This window comes from Enterobacter sp. N5-15 (assembly GCF_057221635.1).
This window is the reverse complement of sequence record NZ_CM170150.1, coordinates 1946914-1962162: the sequence shown is the minus strand read 5'-3', so window position 1 is coordinate 1962162 and position 15249 is coordinate 1946914. Positions and strand designations below refer to the sequence as shown.

At 60.1% G+C, this 15249-nt stretch carries 17 protein-coding genes; 9 read left to right on the top strand and 8 right to left on the bottom strand.

All coding sequences use genetic code 11. The features are described from left to right. Window positions 1-12 precede the first annotated feature (12 nt). From chuS to AC2TE5_RS09320, 4 genes are read left to right on the top strand one after another with little or no spacing between them, the layout of a single operon-like run. Window positions 13-1041: a hematinate-forming heme oxygenase ChuS gene (gene chuS, locus AC2TE5_RS09335; protein ID WP_484613087.1), complete on the top strand. Its 1029-nt coding sequence runs from the start codon at window positions 13-15 to the stop codon at window positions 1039-1041. Beyond that, complete coding sequence (locus AC2TE5_RS09330; protein WP_484613086.1) at window positions 1038-1859, top strand: heme/hemin ABC transporter substrate-binding protein; 822 nt, start codon at window positions 1038-1040, stop codon at window positions 1857-1859. Before chuS ends, AC2TE5_RS09330 begins: the two co-directional genes overlap by 4 nt. After that, window positions 1859-2851 (top strand): FecCD family ABC transporter permease, encoded by a 993-nt coding sequence (locus AC2TE5_RS09325; RefSeq protein WP_484613085.1) that lies wholly within the window; start codon window positions 1859-1861, stop codon window positions 2849-2851. The genes AC2TE5_RS09330 and AC2TE5_RS09325 overlap by 1 nt, the downstream gene beginning before the upstream one ends. After that, window positions 2844-3623, top strand: coding sequence for a heme ABC transporter ATP-binding protein (locus AC2TE5_RS09320; RefSeq protein ID WP_213328523.1), 780 nt, complete (start codon window positions 2844-2846; stop codon window positions 3621-3623). The genes AC2TE5_RS09325 and AC2TE5_RS09320 overlap by 8 nt, the downstream gene beginning before the upstream one ends. Here the strand turns inward: AC2TE5_RS09320 and AC2TE5_RS09315 are convergent. After that, entirely contained in the window at window positions 3602-4513 is a 912-nt protein-coding gene (locus AC2TE5_RS09315) for a LysR family transcriptional regulator (protein WP_159513941.1), read from the bottom strand. The two genes, AC2TE5_RS09320 and AC2TE5_RS09315, sit on opposite strands and share 22 nt — an antisense overlap. Window positions 4514-4653: 140 nt before the next feature. Here AC2TE5_RS09315 and AC2TE5_RS09310 point away from each other — a divergent pair, with 140 nt between their 5' ends. The 5 genes from AC2TE5_RS09310 to AC2TE5_RS09290 are packed head-to-tail and all read left to right on the top strand — an operon-like array spanning window position 4654 to window position 9428. Beyond that, the gene (locus AC2TE5_RS09310; protein ID WP_213328524.1) at window positions 4654-5361 is read left to right on the top strand and encodes a CoA transferase subunit A; all 708 of its coding nucleotides are present in this window, start codon (window positions 4654-4656) and stop codon (window positions 5359-5361) included. 2 nt (window positions 5362-5363) lie between these two features. Next, window positions 5364-6020: a CoA transferase subunit B gene (locus AC2TE5_RS09305; protein WP_339277293.1), complete on the top strand. Its 657-nt coding sequence runs from the start codon at window positions 5364-5366 to the stop codon at window positions 6018-6020. A 9-nt stretch (window positions 6021-6029) separates the two neighbouring features. Continuing rightward, on the top strand, window positions 6030-7211 hold the full coding sequence (locus AC2TE5_RS09300; protein ID WP_484613084.1) for an acetyl-CoA C-acetyltransferase: 1182 nt from the start codon (window positions 6030-6032) through the stop codon (window positions 7209-7211). 44 nt (window positions 7212-7255) lie between these two features. Then, entirely contained in the window at window positions 7256-8647 is a 1392-nt protein-coding gene (locus tag AC2TE5_RS09295) for a GntP family permease (protein WP_063142909.1), read from the top strand. Window positions 8648-8657: 10 nt separating this feature from the next. Next, entirely contained in the window at window positions 8658-9428 is a 771-nt protein-coding gene (locus AC2TE5_RS09290; RefSeq protein ID WP_213328527.1) for a 3-hydroxybutyrate dehydrogenase, read from the top strand. 43 nt (window positions 9429-9471) lie between these two features. On the opposite strand, the gene selO is transcribed toward AC2TE5_RS09290, so the two are convergent. The 7 genes from selO to ihfA form a co-directional block, all read right to left on the bottom strand. Then, window positions 9472-10914, bottom strand: a complete 1443-nt coding sequence (gene selO, locus AC2TE5_RS09285) for a protein adenylyltransferase SelO (RefSeq protein WP_484613083.1) — start codon at window positions 10912-10914, stop codon at window positions 9472-9474. Between the two features lie 61 nt (window positions 10915-10975). Next, complete coding sequence (locus AC2TE5_RS09280) at window positions 10976-11692, bottom strand: EAL domain-containing protein (RefSeq protein ID WP_023335378.1); 717 nt, start codon at window positions 11690-11692, stop codon at window positions 10976-10978. A 293-nt stretch (window positions 11693-11985) separates the two neighbouring features. Further along, entirely contained in the window at window positions 11986-12450 is a 465-nt protein-coding gene (locus tag AC2TE5_RS09275) for a C40 family peptidase (RefSeq protein WP_023335377.1), read from the bottom strand. Window positions 12451-12524: 74 nt separating this feature from the next. Continuing rightward, window positions 12525-13280, bottom strand: coding sequence for a vitamin B12 ABC transporter ATP-binding protein BtuD (gene btuD, locus AC2TE5_RS09270; protein ID WP_213328529.1), 756 nt, complete (start codon window positions 13278-13280; stop codon window positions 12525-12527). Beyond that, complete coding sequence (locus AC2TE5_RS09265) at window positions 13280-13831, bottom strand: glutathione peroxidase (RefSeq protein ID WP_484613082.1); 552 nt, start codon at window positions 13829-13831, stop codon at window positions 13280-13282. Before AC2TE5_RS09265 ends, btuD begins: the two co-directional genes overlap by 1 nt. 34 nt (window positions 13832-13865) lie before the next feature. Continuing rightward, window positions 13866-14846 (bottom strand): vitamin B12 ABC transporter permease BtuC, encoded by a 981-nt coding sequence (gene btuC, locus AC2TE5_RS09260; RefSeq protein WP_032650944.1) that lies wholly within the window; start codon window positions 14844-14846, stop codon window positions 13866-13868. A 103-nt stretch (window positions 14847-14949) separates the two neighbouring features. Then, complete coding sequence (gene ihfA / locus AC2TE5_RS09255) at window positions 14950-15249, bottom strand: integration host factor subunit alpha (RefSeq protein ID WP_003857805.1); 300 nt, start codon at window positions 15247-15249, stop codon at window positions 14950-14952.

The window sequence follows — 15249 nt, the reverse complement described above, 5'->3', positions numbered from 1 at the left end:
AAGGAAGAGACAATGAATCACTACACGCGCTGGCTTGAGCTAAAAGAAGCCAATCCGGGTAAGTACGCGCGCGACGTCGCAGGGTTAATGAACATCAGCGAAGCGGAGCTGACCTTTGCCCGCGTGGGTCACGACGCCTGGCGACTGCGCGGTGAAATCCGCGAGATCCTGGGCGCGCTGGAGGCGGTGGGCGAAACCAAATGTATCTGCCGCAACGAATACGCCGTTCACGAACAGGTGGGGAACTTCACCAACCAGCACCTGAACGGCCACGCAGGGCTGGTGCTGAACCCGCGCGCGCTGGATCTGCGCCTGTTCCTCAACCAGTGGGCGAGCGCGTTTCACATCAGCGAAACCACCGCCCGCGGCGAGCGGCAGAGCATTCAGTTCTTCGACCACCAGGGCGATGCCCTGCTGAAGGTCTACGCCACGGACAACACCGACGTTTCCGCCTGGGGCGACGTGCTGACCCGCTTTATCTTTGCCGACAACCCGCCGCTGGCGTTGAGGATGGCCGATGCCCCGGCTCACGCTGAAAACGCGGATGCCGCGCTGGTGGACAAAGAGTGGCGCGCCATGACCGACGTTCATCAGTTCTTCAGCCTGCTCAAGCGCCATAACCTCAGCCGCCAGCAGGCGTTTCGCCTGGTGGATGACGATCTGGCCTGCCGGGTAGAAAACACCGCGCTGGCGCAGCTCCTGGAGACGGCGTGCCGGGACGGTAACGAAATCATGGTCTTCGTGGGCAACCGCGGCTGCGTGCAGATCTTCACCGGGGCGGTGGAAAAGCTGGTGCCGATGAAAGGCTGGCTGAACGTCTTTAACCCAACCTTTACCCTGCATCTGCTTGAAGGATCCATTGCGGAAACGTGGGTCACGCGCAAGCCGACGGCTGGCGGGCACGTCACCAGCCTGGAGCTGTTTGCCGCCGACGGGACGCAAATCGCCCAGCTGTACGGTCAGCGCACGGAAGGCGAACCGGAGCAGAGCCAGTGGCGCAGCCAGATTGACGCCTTAACGGCCAAAGGGTTGGCCGCATGAAACGGTGGCTTGCCCTGCTCAGCGCCCTGCCCCTGCTGGCGCTTGCTGCGCCGCAGGAGAAAATCGTTACCCTTGGCGGCGACGTCACCGAGATTGTCTACGCTCTCGGCGCGGCGTCCTCGCTGGTGGCCCGCGACAGCACCAGCCAGTGGCCGCAGGCGGCGAACGACCTGCCTGACGTGGGCTATCTGCGCCAGCTCAATGCGGAAGGGATCTTATCCATGCGCCCTACGCTGGTGCTGGCCAGCGCCCAGGCGCAGCCGTCTCTGGCGCTAAAGCAGGTTGAGCAAAGCCACGTCAGGGTGATCGCTGTTCCTGCCGGTAACGACCTGAACGTCATTGACGAAAAGGTGAGGATCGTCGCTGAAGCGACGCACCGCGAGGCCGAGGGGGAGGTCCTGCGCAGCACGCTGCGCCAGGCGCTGTCGGCGCTTCCCGCGTCACCGCTCAATAAGCGGGTGCTGTTTATTCTCAACCACGGCGGGATGACCGCCATGGCCGCCGGGCAACAGACCGGCGCGGATGCGGCCATTCGTGCGGCGGGGCTGCAGAACGCGATGCAGGGGTTCACCCGCTATCAGCCGCTGTCGCAGGAAGGCACGATCGCCAGCCGACCCGATCTGGTGGTGATTTCTCAGGACGGTCTCAACGCCCTGGGCGGTGAAGCGAATCTGTGGACGCTGCCCGGCCTGGCGCAAACCCCGGCGGGACGGAATAAGCAGGTGCTGGCGATTGACGATATGGCGCTGCTGGGCTTCAGCGTGCGAACGCCGGAAGCCATCCAGCAGCTGCGTGCCAAAGCGGAACAGCTGCCCTGATGTCCCGGCGGATAACCTTATCGTTATGGATGCTGACCGCGATCCTGACCATCATGACGCTCGCAGCGACCGGGGTTGGGGCATTACGCCTGCCGGTCAGCCTGCTGTGGAACGGCAGCGACGAGGCGCTGCGTCAAATCTGGCTGACGATCCGCCTGCCTCGCGTGCTGCTGGCGCTGGCGATCGGCGGTTCACTGGCGCTGGCGGGCTGCGTGATGCAGGGGCTGTTTCGAAATCCGCTGGCGGACCCGGGACTGCTCGGCATCAGCAGCGGCGCGGCGCTCGCCGTTGCGCTGTGGGTAGTACTTCCGCTCTCGCTGCCTGCCCTGGTGATGCTGTACGCCCCGATGCTGGCGGCGTTTCTCGGCGCGCTGGCCGCCACCTTCGTGATTTTCCTGCTCAGCCGACAGCGTGACGCCACCCTGTCGCGCCTGCTGCTGGTGGGAATTGCCATCAACGCCCTGTGCGGCGCGGCCGTCGGGGTGCTGTCATGGCTCAGCAATGATGCCCAGCTTCGCCAGCTTTCGCTCTGGGGAATGGGCAGCCTCGGCCAGGCGCAGTGGTCAACCCTGCTGGCCGTCGCGTCGCTGATGGTCCCCACCGCGCTGGCTATCTGGCGTCTGGCAGGCGCCCTCAACCTGCTGCAGCTGGGCGACGAAGAGGCGCATTACCTCGGCGTGGAGGTTGCCGCCGTGCAGCGGATCCTGCTGCTGTGCAGTGCCCTGCTGGTGGCCGCCGCCGTTGCGGTCAGCGGCGTGATCGGCTTCGTCGGCCTGGTGGTGCCGCACCTGGTGCGCATGTGGCCGGGAGCCGACCACCGGGCCGTGCTCCCCGGCTCGGTGCTGGCCGGCGCGCTGCTCCTGCTGGTTGCCGATACGCTGGCGCGCAGCGTGGTCGCCCCGGCGGAAATGCCGGTCGGCTTACTGACCAGCCTTCTCGGCGCGCCGTGGTTTCTGTGGCTTATCTTTCGTCGCGGAGGTGCGCATGGCTGAACGCTACTGTGCAGAAAACCTTGTTTTTCGCGCCGGACAACGCACGCTGATTAACGACGTGTCGCTGACCTTATCTCAGGGCGAGCTGGTGGCGCTGATTGGCCCCAACGGCGCCGGGAAATCAACGCTGTTGCGGCTGCTGACCGGCTACCTTAAACCTGCGGGCGGACGGTGCAGCCTGGCGGGCACACCGCTTGCGGCCTGGCAGCCGGACAGGCTCTCCCGCTACCGGGCGGTAATGCGCCAGAACACGCAGCTCGGATTTGACTGGCCGGTTGAGGCGGTCGTCGGTATGGGGCGAGCGCCCTGGACCCGCACGCCTGAAGCGTCGGTTATTGAGGAGGTCATGGCCGTCACCGGCTGTTTACCGCTGGCGGGCAGGCGGTTTGCCGCACTCTCCGGCGGCGAGCAGCAGCGCATCCAGCTCGCCCGCGCGCTGGCTCAGCTCTGGTGCGACGGCGCGCCGCGCGGCTGGCTGTTCCTTGATGAACCCACGTCTGCGCTGGATCTCTATCACCAGCAGCATCTGCTGCGCCTGCTGAAGTCCCTGACCCGTCGGGGGCATCTGCACGTGTGCGCGGTGCTGCACGACCTTAATCTGGCGGCGCTGTGGGCGGACCGCATCCTGCTGCTGCATGGCGGCACAATCGTGTCCCAGGGAGCACCGGAAACCGTTTTACAGGCCGACGCGCTGGCGCGTTGGTACGGCGCGCAGGTGATCGTCGGCAGGCATCCGGCTCACGCCGCGCCTCAGGTGTTTCTCGCCCCCTGATCGGGCTGGTAAAAATCTTTCAGGGTTTCCAGCAGGGCATGCGCCGCCTTAGAGAGCTGCGTATGCCCTGGATGGATCGCTCCGATACACTTTTCAATGGGCGGGCTGTCCAGCGGAATACAGACCGCGCCCAGCGACGCCATCTGCGTCTCGCACAGCGCCGGGACGGCGCTGCCGCCGAGGCCACTCGCAACCATTCTCCCGACCGTCACCAGCTGATGACTTTCCAGCGCGACGTCCAGCTTTCTGCCGCTTCGCGCCAGCTCCTCTTCCATCATCAGACGCACCGCAGAGGGGCGCTGCAGGGTGATGAAATCCAGCGTCAGCAGCTCTTCCCACGTCAGGCGCTTTTTGCCCGCCAGCGAGGAGTCTTTCGGCACAATGGCAACAAACCTGTCGAGGCCCAGCGGGGTAAACAGCAGGTTGTGCGTCGGCGCGGGCTCAAAGGCGATGCCCATCTCGACCCGCCCTTCCCGCACCATCTCGATCACCTGCTCGTTAATAACGTCATGCACGGTGACGTTGACCCCGGCATGACGATCGCGAAATGCCTTTAGCACCTCGGGCAGGACATTCGCGGCAAACGACGGCATGGCGGCGACCGAGATTTTACCGCGCTGCAGGGTAAAGCACTGGTGCATCGCCTCTTCGACGTTATCCCAGTCGGCAAGCAGCTGGCGCGCCATGGGCAAAAACGTCTCCCCCTCCTGCGTCAGCGCGACCTTGCGCGTGCTCCGCTGCAGCAGCGGTCCGCCGAGCGTGTCCTCCAGCGCTTTAATGGTCAGGCTCAGGGCCGGCTGGGAAAGATTCAGCCGTTCGCTGGCGTGCGCGAAATTCAGAGTGTGAGCTACCGCTAAAAACGCGCGTAACTGTTTGACACTCATTCTCATTTTTCATCCTGTTAACTAATTGAAAAAATTTAGTTAACAGGAAATTAATAAAAAAACCAAATGAGTGGGTCACAAATTCAAAATTAACAAATGAGTCGCCGCCACTAATGATACCGGCACGGTTAACGGGAGGGATGACTATGGCGGGACTGGATAAGCGCGTCGGCAGCTATGCGCAGGCGCTGGATGGGCTGACGGACGGGATGACCTTGCTGGCGGGCGGCTTTGGCCTGTGCGGTATTCCGGAGAACCTGATTGCAGAGGTAAGACGCCGTCAGGTGAAAGACCTGACGGTGGTATCAAACAACTGCGGCGTGGACGGTTTCGGTCTCGGGCTACTGCTCGAAACGCGCCAGGTACGCAAAGTGGTGGCCTCTTACGTCGGCGAGAACGCGCTGTTCGAGCGGCAGGTGCTGAGCGGCGAACTGGAGATTGAACTCACGCCTCAGGGCACGCTGGCGGAAAAGGTGCGCGCGGGCGGCGCGGGCATTCCTGCATTTTACACGGCCACCGGCTACGGCACCCCCGTGGCTGTCGGCAAAGACGTGCGCCAGTTTGCGGGGAAGCACTACATCCTTGAAGAGGCCATTACCGGTGATTTTGCGCTCATTAAGGGCTGGAAAGCGGACTGGTACGGCAACGTTGTCTATCGGCATACCGCGCAAAATTTTAATCCGCTGATGGCAACGGCGGGCCGGATAACGGTCGTCGAGGTGGAAGAGATCGTTCCCCCGGGCGAGCTGCCTCCGTCGGCCATTCATACCCCGGGAATTTACGTCGACAGGCTGATTGTCGGCCAGTTTGAAAAACGCATTGAACAGCGCACGCTGCGCGCGCAAGGAGTGTGACGATGTTAACCCGTGAACAGATGGCCATGCGCGTCGCCCGCGAGCTGCGCGACGGTTACTACGTCAACCTGGGGATCGGCATCCCTACCCTGGTGGCGAACTACATTCCGGACGGGATGGACGTGATGCTCCAGTCGGAAAACGGACTACTGGGGATGGGGGCTTTTCCTGACGAGCAGAGCCTTGACGCCGACATGATCAACGCCGGTAAACAGACCGTGACCGCGCGCACCGGCGCGGCCATTTTCGACTCGGCCCAGTCGTTTGCCATGATCCGCGGCGGTCATGTCGACCTGACCGTGCTGGGCGCGTTTGAAGTGGACGTCGAGGGCAATATTGCCTCGTGGATGATCCCCGGAAAGATGGTGAAGGGCATGGGCGGCGCGATGGATCTTGTCGCAGGGGCGCAGAACATCATTGTGGTGATGACCCACGCCTCGAAAAGCGGTGAGTCAAAGCTGCTGCCGCGCTGCACGCTGCCGCTCACGGGCGCGGGCTGCATCCGTCGGGTCTTAACCGACCTCGCGTTGCTTGAGATCGAGAACGGCGCATTCGTCCTGCGCGAATACGCCCCCGGCGTCAGCATCGACGAAATTGCGGCTAAGACGGCCGGGAAAATGACCGTGGCGGACGACGTTCGCGAGATGCGCTTCAACTGAGGACTCACGATGAAAGAGGTCATGATTGTCGGGGCAACCCGAACCCCCATTGGCAGTTTTCGCGGATCGCTATCGTCCCTTTCAGCGGTTGAGCTGGGGGCCGCCGCGGTGCGGCATCTGCTGGAGAGCAGCGGTCTTAGCGCAGAACAGGTGGATGAACTGATTTTCGGACAGGTGCTGACGGCCGGGTGCGGACAAAACCCTGCGCGCCAGACGGCCATCACCGCCGGATTGCCCGTCAGCACACCGGCGACAACGGTCAACCTGGTGTGCGGCGCGGGCTTAAAAGCGGTGCAGCTCGCCGCGCAGGCGATCCGCTGCGGCGACGCGGATGTGGTGCTCGCTGGCGGTCAGGAGAGCATGAGCAGCGCCCCCTATCTGCTGGACGGCGCGCGTTCAGGGCTGCGTTTTGGCCATACGGGCCTGCAGGACAGCATGATTACCGACGGTCTGTGGGACGCGTTCAACGATTACCACATGGGGATCACCGCTGAAAACGTCGCCCGTGAGAATGACATTTCCCGCGCGCAGCAGGACGCCTTTGCCGCCCGGTCGCAGCACAAAGCGGCCTCCGCCATCGAAGCGGGTCGCTTTGACGACGAGATTGCACCGGTGACGGTGCAGCAGGGTAAAAAACCGCCGCTTATCGTCAGCCGTGACGAACAGCCCCGGCCAGGCACCACCGCTGAGCAGCTGGCGCAGCTGCGCCCCGCCTTTTTGCAGGAGGAAGGCACGGTCACGGCCGGAAATGCGTCAACGCTCAACGACGGTGCCGCTGCGGTGCTGCTGATGAGCGGCGAAAAAGCGCGGGAGAGCGGTTTGCCCATTCTCGGTCGTATCGTGAGCTACGCCGTGACGGGCGTTGACCCGTCGGTGATGGGTATCGGACCGGTCAGCGCCTGCCGGACGGCGCTGTCGCGGGCGGGCTGGACGCTGGATGACGTGGATCTCATTGAAGCCAATGAGGCCTTTGCCGCCCAGGCGCTGGCGGTGGGCAAGCAGCTCGGCTGGGATGAACGCAAGGTGAACGTTAACGGCGGCGCTATCGCCCTGGGTCATCCGATTGGCGCCTCCGGCTGCCGCATCCTCGTGACGCTGCTGTACGAAATGCAGCGCCGTGACGTTAAAAAAGGGCTCGTCACCCTGTGCGTAGGCGGCGGGCAAGGCATTGCTCTCACCGTCGAGCGTTAAGCATCTCGTTGGTACCCGAATAATAATTAAAGTGAGGAGTCGTAATGAGTGTGTTAATTGCCCTGGCGGCGCTGGCGCTGCTGATGCTGGCGGCCTATCGCGGATACAGCGTTATTTTGTTTGCGCCGATTGCGGCGCTCGGCGCCGTGCTGCTGACCGATCCGGGTGCCGTCGGCCCGACGTTTACCGGCTTGTTTATGGAAAAGATGGTGGGCTTCGTCAAGCTCTACTTCCCGGTGTTCCTGCTGGGGGCCGTTTTTGGCAAGCTGATTGAGCTTTCCGGTTTCTCACGCTCCATCGTCGCCGCCGCGATCCAGATCCTCGGTCGTCGCCACGCCATTCCGGTGATTGTCCTGGTGTGCGCGTTGTTAACCTACGGCGGCGTGTCGCTGTTCGTGGTGGCGTTTGCGGTTTACCCTTTCGCCGCGGAGCTGTTCCGCCAGAGCGGCATCCCCAAGCGGCTGATCCCGGCCACCGTGGCGCTGGGGGCATTCTCGTTTACCATGGACGCCCTGCCCGGCACGCCGCAGATCCAGAATATCATCCCCACCAGTTTCTTTGGCACGAACGCCTGGGCCGCGCCGTGGCTGGGGCTTATCGGCTCTCTGTTTATTATCGTCTTTGGCCTGCTCTGGCTGGAGCGCCAGCGTCGTAAGGCGTTCAATAACAACGAAGGTTACGGCACGGATCTGAAAAATGAGCCCGAAACGCCGGATAACATTAACCTTCCGCACCCGCTGATTGCTATCTCCCCGCTGCTGGTGGTGGGCATACTTAACCTGCTGTTTACCCGCTGGATCCCCGGCTGGTACGGCACGACCCACGAGCTTACTCTGCCAGGCCTGGCGAAACCGATTGTGACCGAGGTGGGCAAGATCACCGCCATCTGGGCCGTGGAAGCGGCGCTGATCTCCGGTATCGTGCTGGTGCTGATTTTTGGCTTTCGCAATATCCGGGGGCGTCTGGCTGAAGGCAGCCGGACCGCGGTGAGCGGTGCCATTCTGGCGGCGATGAATACCGCCTCTGAGTACGGTTTCGGCGCGGTTATCGCCGCCCTGCCCGGGTTCCTGGTGTTATCCAAAGCGCTGGCGGCCATCCCCAATCCGCTGCTGAATGAGGCCATCAGCGTGACGGTGCTTGCGGGGATCACCGGCTCGGCGTCCGGGGGGATGAGTATTGCGCTCGCCGCCATGTCCGACTCGTTTGTCGCCGCCGCCCACGCCGCCAATATCCCGCTTGAGGTGCTGCACCGCGTGGCCTCAATGGCGAGCGGGGGGATGGATACGCTGCCCCATAACGGCGCGGTGATTACCCTGCTGGCGATTACCGGCCTGAGCCATCGCCAGGCCTACGGCGGCATTTTCGCTATCACCATCATTAAAAGTCTGGCAGTGCTTTTTGTCATTGCCGTGTTCTATCTGACCGGCATTGTGTAAGGAGAGAAAGATGAATCTGAACGGTAAGACCGCGCTGGTGACAGGCTCGACCAGCGGCATTGGGCTTGGGATCGCCCGCGTGCTGGCGAAGGCCGGGGCACAGCTGATCCTCAACGGTTTCGGCGACAGCGAATCAGCAAGAGTTGAGATTGCGCAACTGGGCAAAACGCCGGGCTATCACGATGCAGACCTGCGTGACGTGCTGCAAATTGAAGCCATGATGCGCTACGCCGAATCGCAGTTTGGCGGCGTGGACATTCTTGTCAACAACGCCGGGATACAGCATGTCGCCCCGGTTGACGCGTTTCCGGTGGAGAAATGGAACGACATTATCGCCATTAATCTCTCCTCGGTATTTCACACCAGCCGACTGGCGCTGCCCGCCATGCGCGAGAAAAACTGGGGGCGCATCATCAATATCGCCTCGGTTCACGGACTGGTCGCGTCAAAAGAGAAGTCAGCCTACGTGGCCGCCAAGCATGGCGTAGTGGGCTTTACGAAATCGCTGGCGCTGGAAACCGCCCGCACCGGTGTTACCGCCAATACCATCTGCCCAGGCTGGGTACTGACGCCGCTGGTGCAACAGCAAATTGATAAGCGTATCGCTGAGGGCGTGCCGCCGGAGCAGGCTCGCGATCTGCTCCTGGCAGAGAAACAGCCTTCGGGCGAGTTTGTCACCCCTGAGCAGCTGGGTGAACTGGCGCTGTTTTTGTGCAGCGACAGCGCCGTGAACGTTCGCGGCGCCGCGTGGAATATGGATGGGGGATGGGTTGCGCAGTGATTTCCAGGCCGGGTGAAGCGACGCCGCCACCCGGCAAACATGGTTAGCTTGAGCAGCTGACCTCCAGCCGCTTGCCCCAGTCAGGCGGGCGGCTGACGTAATCATCATCCCGGTCGGCAAACGGCGCGCGTAGCGCCAGATGCAAGCGGTGTAGCTCGTCGTATTCGCCCTGCTCTGCCTGCTCAATCGCCCGCTGCGCCAGCCAGTTGCGCAACACCATCGCGGGATTCGTCGCGTTCATCTGCGTCTGTCTGACAGCGTCATCCACCTGCTCCTGCTGCAGCCGCGTGCGGTACTGCGCAAACCAGTCGTCAAACGCCTGCCTGTCGATAAACTCGTCGCGCAGCGGGGAGGCCGTGCTGTGCTGCTCCGTCTGGCTCAGCATCCGGAAGGTACGGGTATAATCGCTGCCCTCGCGCGCCATCAGGGCAAACAGGCCATTGAGGATGTCGTTATCGCCCTTCTCCTGCGTCATCAGCCCCAGCTTGTTGCGCATCAGCGTGCCATATTCCCGCAGCAAAATGTCCTGGTAGCTGTCGAGCGCATCGTTGAGGGCATCAACGTCAATAAACGGCGACAGGGTTTGCGCAAGCCGCTGCAGGTTCCACAGGCCAACCGCCGGCTGATTGTCAAAGCTGTAGCGTCCCTGATAGTCAGAGTGGTTGCAGATATAGCCAGGCTGGTAATCGTCCAGGAAACCAAAAGGACCGTAATCAAAGGTCAGCCCAAGAATCGACATGTTGTCCGTATTCATCACGCCATGGGCAAAGCCTACCGTTTGCCAGCGGGCAATCAGGGCTGCGGTTCGGGCAACCACATCCCTGAACCAGAGAACGTATTTATCCGCCTCGTCCTGCAGATGCGACCAGTGGTGACGAATGGCAAAGTCAGCCAGCTGGCGAACCTTGTCCGGCTCGCGGCGATAGTAAAAGTGCTCAAAATGACCGAAGCGCAGATGGCTTTGCGCGATGCGCATCAGCATTGCCCCCTTTTCTACCGTTTCGCGCACTATCGGCGTATCGCTGGTGACAATCGACAGCGCGCGGGTAGTGGGAATACCCAGGGCGTGCATCGCTTCAGACGCCAGGCTCTCGCGGATAGTTGAACGCAGCACCGCGCGCCCGTCGCCCATTCGCGACCAGGGAGTAAGGCCTGCGCCTTTCAGGTGCCAGTCAACCGTCTCCCCGTTGGGAAGCCGTTGTTCACCGAGCAGGATCCCCCTGCCGTCGCCCAGCTGCCCCGCCCAGACGCCAAACTGATGTCCGCTATAGACCTGAGCCAGAGGTTGCATACCGGCGAGAAGCGTTTCACCACCCCAGACGCCTGCACCCTCTGAACGCTGAAAGAACTCAGGCGGAATGGCCAGCTCTTCTGCCAGCAAATCGTTATGCCAGATAAGGCGTGAATTTTGTAACGGTGTCGGTTTGAGTGCGGTGTAAAAGCCTGGCAACTCGTCATGCCAGTGAGCAGTAAAAGACAGGGTCATAGGTCCTCCTGCTTTTAGTGTAGAGGGTTTACCCGGACTTAAACACGGGCGAAAGCAAGGGTTATCGCTGCTGAACCAGCGTAGTGACGTGTTCTGCAGAGACGGCTGGCCAGAGTGCCCCCTGCATTGCGCCAAAATTGAAGGACAAAACGCGCTGCAACAGGCCGTGGTCGTCAATGCCCGAGACGATCACTGACTGGCAGTGCGGCGTGATTTGCCAGAGGATGGCGCGCATAAAAGGCTCAAAAGAGAGCTCCGGAGCACGCTGCTGAATGAAGCCTTTATCAAGGATTACCCGTTTAAATAATCCATCATAGACCGCTTTGAGCGATGCGGCGCCTGCGCCAAAGTTTGCCAGGACCAACGGGAAATGGATTGCCATTCTCGCCAGCTGCAGATCGTCCTTTCCGTTATTTAAACCTGGATAGTTCTCATTAACAGTAAACTCAAGAAACGGATAACGCTCAAGGATTGAAACAGCGTTTCCATTACTTAATAAAAACTCAACTATTGCAGGTGTAATATTGATCCATGCAATTAACTGATGCTGAATAAAAAACAGTTTACAGGTATCAAGCAATTGCAGTTTTTCGTTAAACAGCGCTAACTCTTCAGCCGCTGAAAGCCGAGGGATAACAAGCTCAGTGGGGATCCGCACATCGCTGCCGACGCCAGTAAAGTTAACCAGAATTTCTAAACCTTTAAGCTCACCTGCACTATTACGGGCAGGTAAAAGCAGCAGTTCAGACTGGTAAGCATTATCTAGCGTAATAATCATTGCACTCGCCCCGCATTAAAGATGAGAGAGGACATCCTGGAGCAATTGCCGACACAATTCCACTGTCTTGATTTTAATAAGATTAATTTCATTAGTTCCGTATTAATTTTCAGATTTATCCCTGAATCTAAAATAATTTTATCCTGGTTGCAGAATAATAGCCAGTTTTAGATAAAACAGACACATGCAGGATTCACTAATTTTAGGCAAATTTAACTTTAAGCATCTTATTTGAGAAAAACGGCATGATTTATTACTGACCATGCCGTCATAAGAGAAGTATCCGACAAAGACTATATACGTCGTGCCTGCCAGAAATTTTTACGCCAGTAAACATTATCAAGAGAAGAGCGCATCACGCCGCGGCTGGTCGAGGCGTGAATGAACTGATTGTCTGTATCATATATTCCCACATGAAGACCGCTTTCACCCGATCCGGTTTTGAAGAAAACCAGGTCCCCGGGCAGAAGATCGTCTTTATCAATTTCAGTGCCAATTTCTGCCTGTTTTCGCGTTTCGCGCGGAAGCTGTAAATCAAACTTATCGCGAAACGTCATCAGCACGAAGCCGGAGCAATCCACGCCGCCGCGGCTCATGCCGCCGTAGCGATAAGGCGTGCCGCGCCAGTTGCTCAGCTGATCGTTAAGGCTGGCAATAACGGTGATCGAATCTGAAAGCCGTGGGTTAGGCGGCGGTGCACGATGGCTACTGCATCCCGCAAGAAAGAGTGTGGCCATCAGGAGAAACCAGAATCGCATTTTCAGACGAATCCTCTGCTTTTTTTGTTCTTTTCGTAATTTAGCGTGCAATTGTGCTAAGAGGCAAGGAACGGTTACGCCTGCCCGGTAGAAATCAGCATCTTATGTCCCTCTATATCCAGCCTGCGGAACGACATGTTGTAGGCGCGGGCAAGATGAGGCGGCGTAAGAACCCTATCCCGCGCACCGCTGGCGATCATCTTTCCCTTCGACAGCAGCCACACCCGGTGGGCATGACGCAGGGTGTGGTTGAGGTCATGGCTGCTCATCACCACGGCGATACCTTTTCGGCTCAGGGCGCTTAGCAGCGTATCCAGTGCCGCCTGCTGCGCCACGTCCAGACCGCTCATGGGCTCATCGAGGAGCAGCATCCGCCCGTGAGGATTGCCTGCCGGGTGGATCTGAAGGATGACGGCCGCCAGGCGCACCCGCTGCCACTCTCCGCCGGAAAGCTGGCTGGCGTGCCGGGACAGTTTATCTTCCAGCCCCAGAGCCGCGGCCACGTCCGTCAGCAGTGACGTTTGTTGTTTGTCGTGCAAATGCAGCATCAGATAGTGCCAGACCGGCATCGCAAAGGGCGGCATCTGCTGCTGCACAAGGTAGCTGCGCCGATGCGCCAGCGAGACCGGCGACCAGTCGGCGAGCGTATGCTCCAGCAGCGTTATCTGCCCTTCTCCGTCGGTCATGCCTGCCATCCGTGCCAGCAGCGTGCTCTTCCCCGCACCGTTTGGCCCGACAAGATGCAGGATTTCGCCCGCATTGACGGTACCGGTTATCGGCTCCAGACGTCCCCTCTCGGCAACGTCCGTGAGCTGCATCAGCAACGACATTATTTCGCCAGCGCCAGCTTGATCGATTCCATGACGATCGGATCCTCAGGGGTCATATCCGGCGAAAAGCGCTGAACCACCTGGCCGTCGCGACCAATCAGGAACTTTTCAAAATTCCACAGGATATCGTCCGGGTAAAGCGGCGCGCGGCCTTTGCTGGCCATGCGTTCATAAAAACCGCTTCCTTCCGGCGCAACGGCCTTCGGCGCGGCAGCGATCAGCTTCGCATACAGCGGATGGCGGTCTTCACCGTTGACATCAATTTTGCTGAACATCGGGAACGTCACGCCATAGGTGGTGCTGCAGAAGGTTTTAATCTCCTCTTCGCTGCCCGGCTCCTGGCCGAGGAACTGGTTGCACGGGAAGCCCAGCACGGTGAAGCCGTCTTTCTCCCAGGCTTTTTGAATGTTTTCCAGCTGCTCGTACTGCGGCGTCAGGCCACATTTGGATGCCACGTTGACGATAAGCAACACGTTGCCTTTGTAGCCTTCCAGCGTGGTTTTCTCGCCGTCAATGGTGGTCACTTCGGTATTCAGGATATCAGTCGGCATAGCATTCCCTCAGGTTGTCTTACGACTTGTTGATTTAACGTCCAGCTTTTAATAGTAGCCAGATAAATACCGGCGCGCCCAGCGTGGCGGTCACCACGCCAATCGGCAGCTCTGCGGCCGTCAGGGCTAGCCGGGCGATGATATCGGCCACCAGCAGCGTGACGGCCCCGGCAACCGCCGAGGCCGGAAGAAGAGTCCTATGGTCCGTGAGGCCACACAGACGCAGCATGTGTGGAATAACCAGCCCGATAAAACCGATCGCGCCCGCCAGAGCCACGCTGACGCCGACCAGCCAGCCAATGACGATCACCAGCACATTACGCCAGAACCCAATCGGCATGCCGAGCTGGCGGGCAGAGGTTTCACCCAGCGCGAGCATATTCAGCGGCTGCGCCTGCAGGGCAGCCCACACGATGACCGGTACCAGCAGCGCCATCAGCCAGCCCTGGTGCCAGTCAACGCCCCCAAAGCCGCCCATCATCCAGTACATCAGCTGACGCAGGTCAAAGGATGTTGAGAAGTAGACCGCCCAGGTCATCAACGCGCTGCAGATGATCCCCAGCGCCACGCCGGCAAGCAGCAGACGGCTGGTCGATAAGTGCCGTCTGGCGAAGCGAAGAAGGATTGCTGTGATCAGTAATGCGCCGAGAATAGCGCTCAGGCTAATACTCCATCCGGAGAGTTCTCCCCCGCCCAGCATCACCGCCGCAATCAGACCCACGCCTGCACCGTTCGACACGCCGAGCAGCCCGGGCTCCGCCAGCGGGTTATCAAACAACGCCTGCATAATGGTGCCGCACAGCGCCAGCGCGGCCCCCACCAGAACCACCGCGACGGTGCGCGGCAGGCGAATTTGCCAGACGAAGAGCTGCCCGTCCGGCCCCCACCAGCTTTCAGGCCCTATCCATCGGTCTCCGGCGCAGAGGCTCACGGCCGCGGCGACAATGAGCAACAGCACCAGCAAAAGCAGGCGACGCTTATCGGAACGGTGCTGGCGGTGGGCATAATCAAGCATGGGTACGGTTTTAGTAGCGTGAGATGTAATTGATTTTACGGCGGGTTTGCCGGAGAGCGCAAAGAAAAAAGGCCGCGTGGGCGGCCTTTTTAGTTAGTTCATATTACTCTGCTTTGGGCGTTGCGTTTTCGACACGGCTTTTTAACTTCTGGCCGGGTCTGAAGGTCACCACGCGGCGGGCTGTAATGGGAATATCTTCCCCCGTCTTCGGGTTACGGCCCGGACGTTGGTTTTTGTCTCGCAAATCAAAATTGCCAAAACCGGAGAGTTTTACCTGCTCACCATTTTCCAGAGCACGACGGATCTCTTCGAAAAACAGCTCTACCAGCTCTTTGGCATCCCGTTTGCTAAGCCCAAGCTTATCAAACAGATATTCTGACATTTCAGCTTTTGTAAGCGCCAT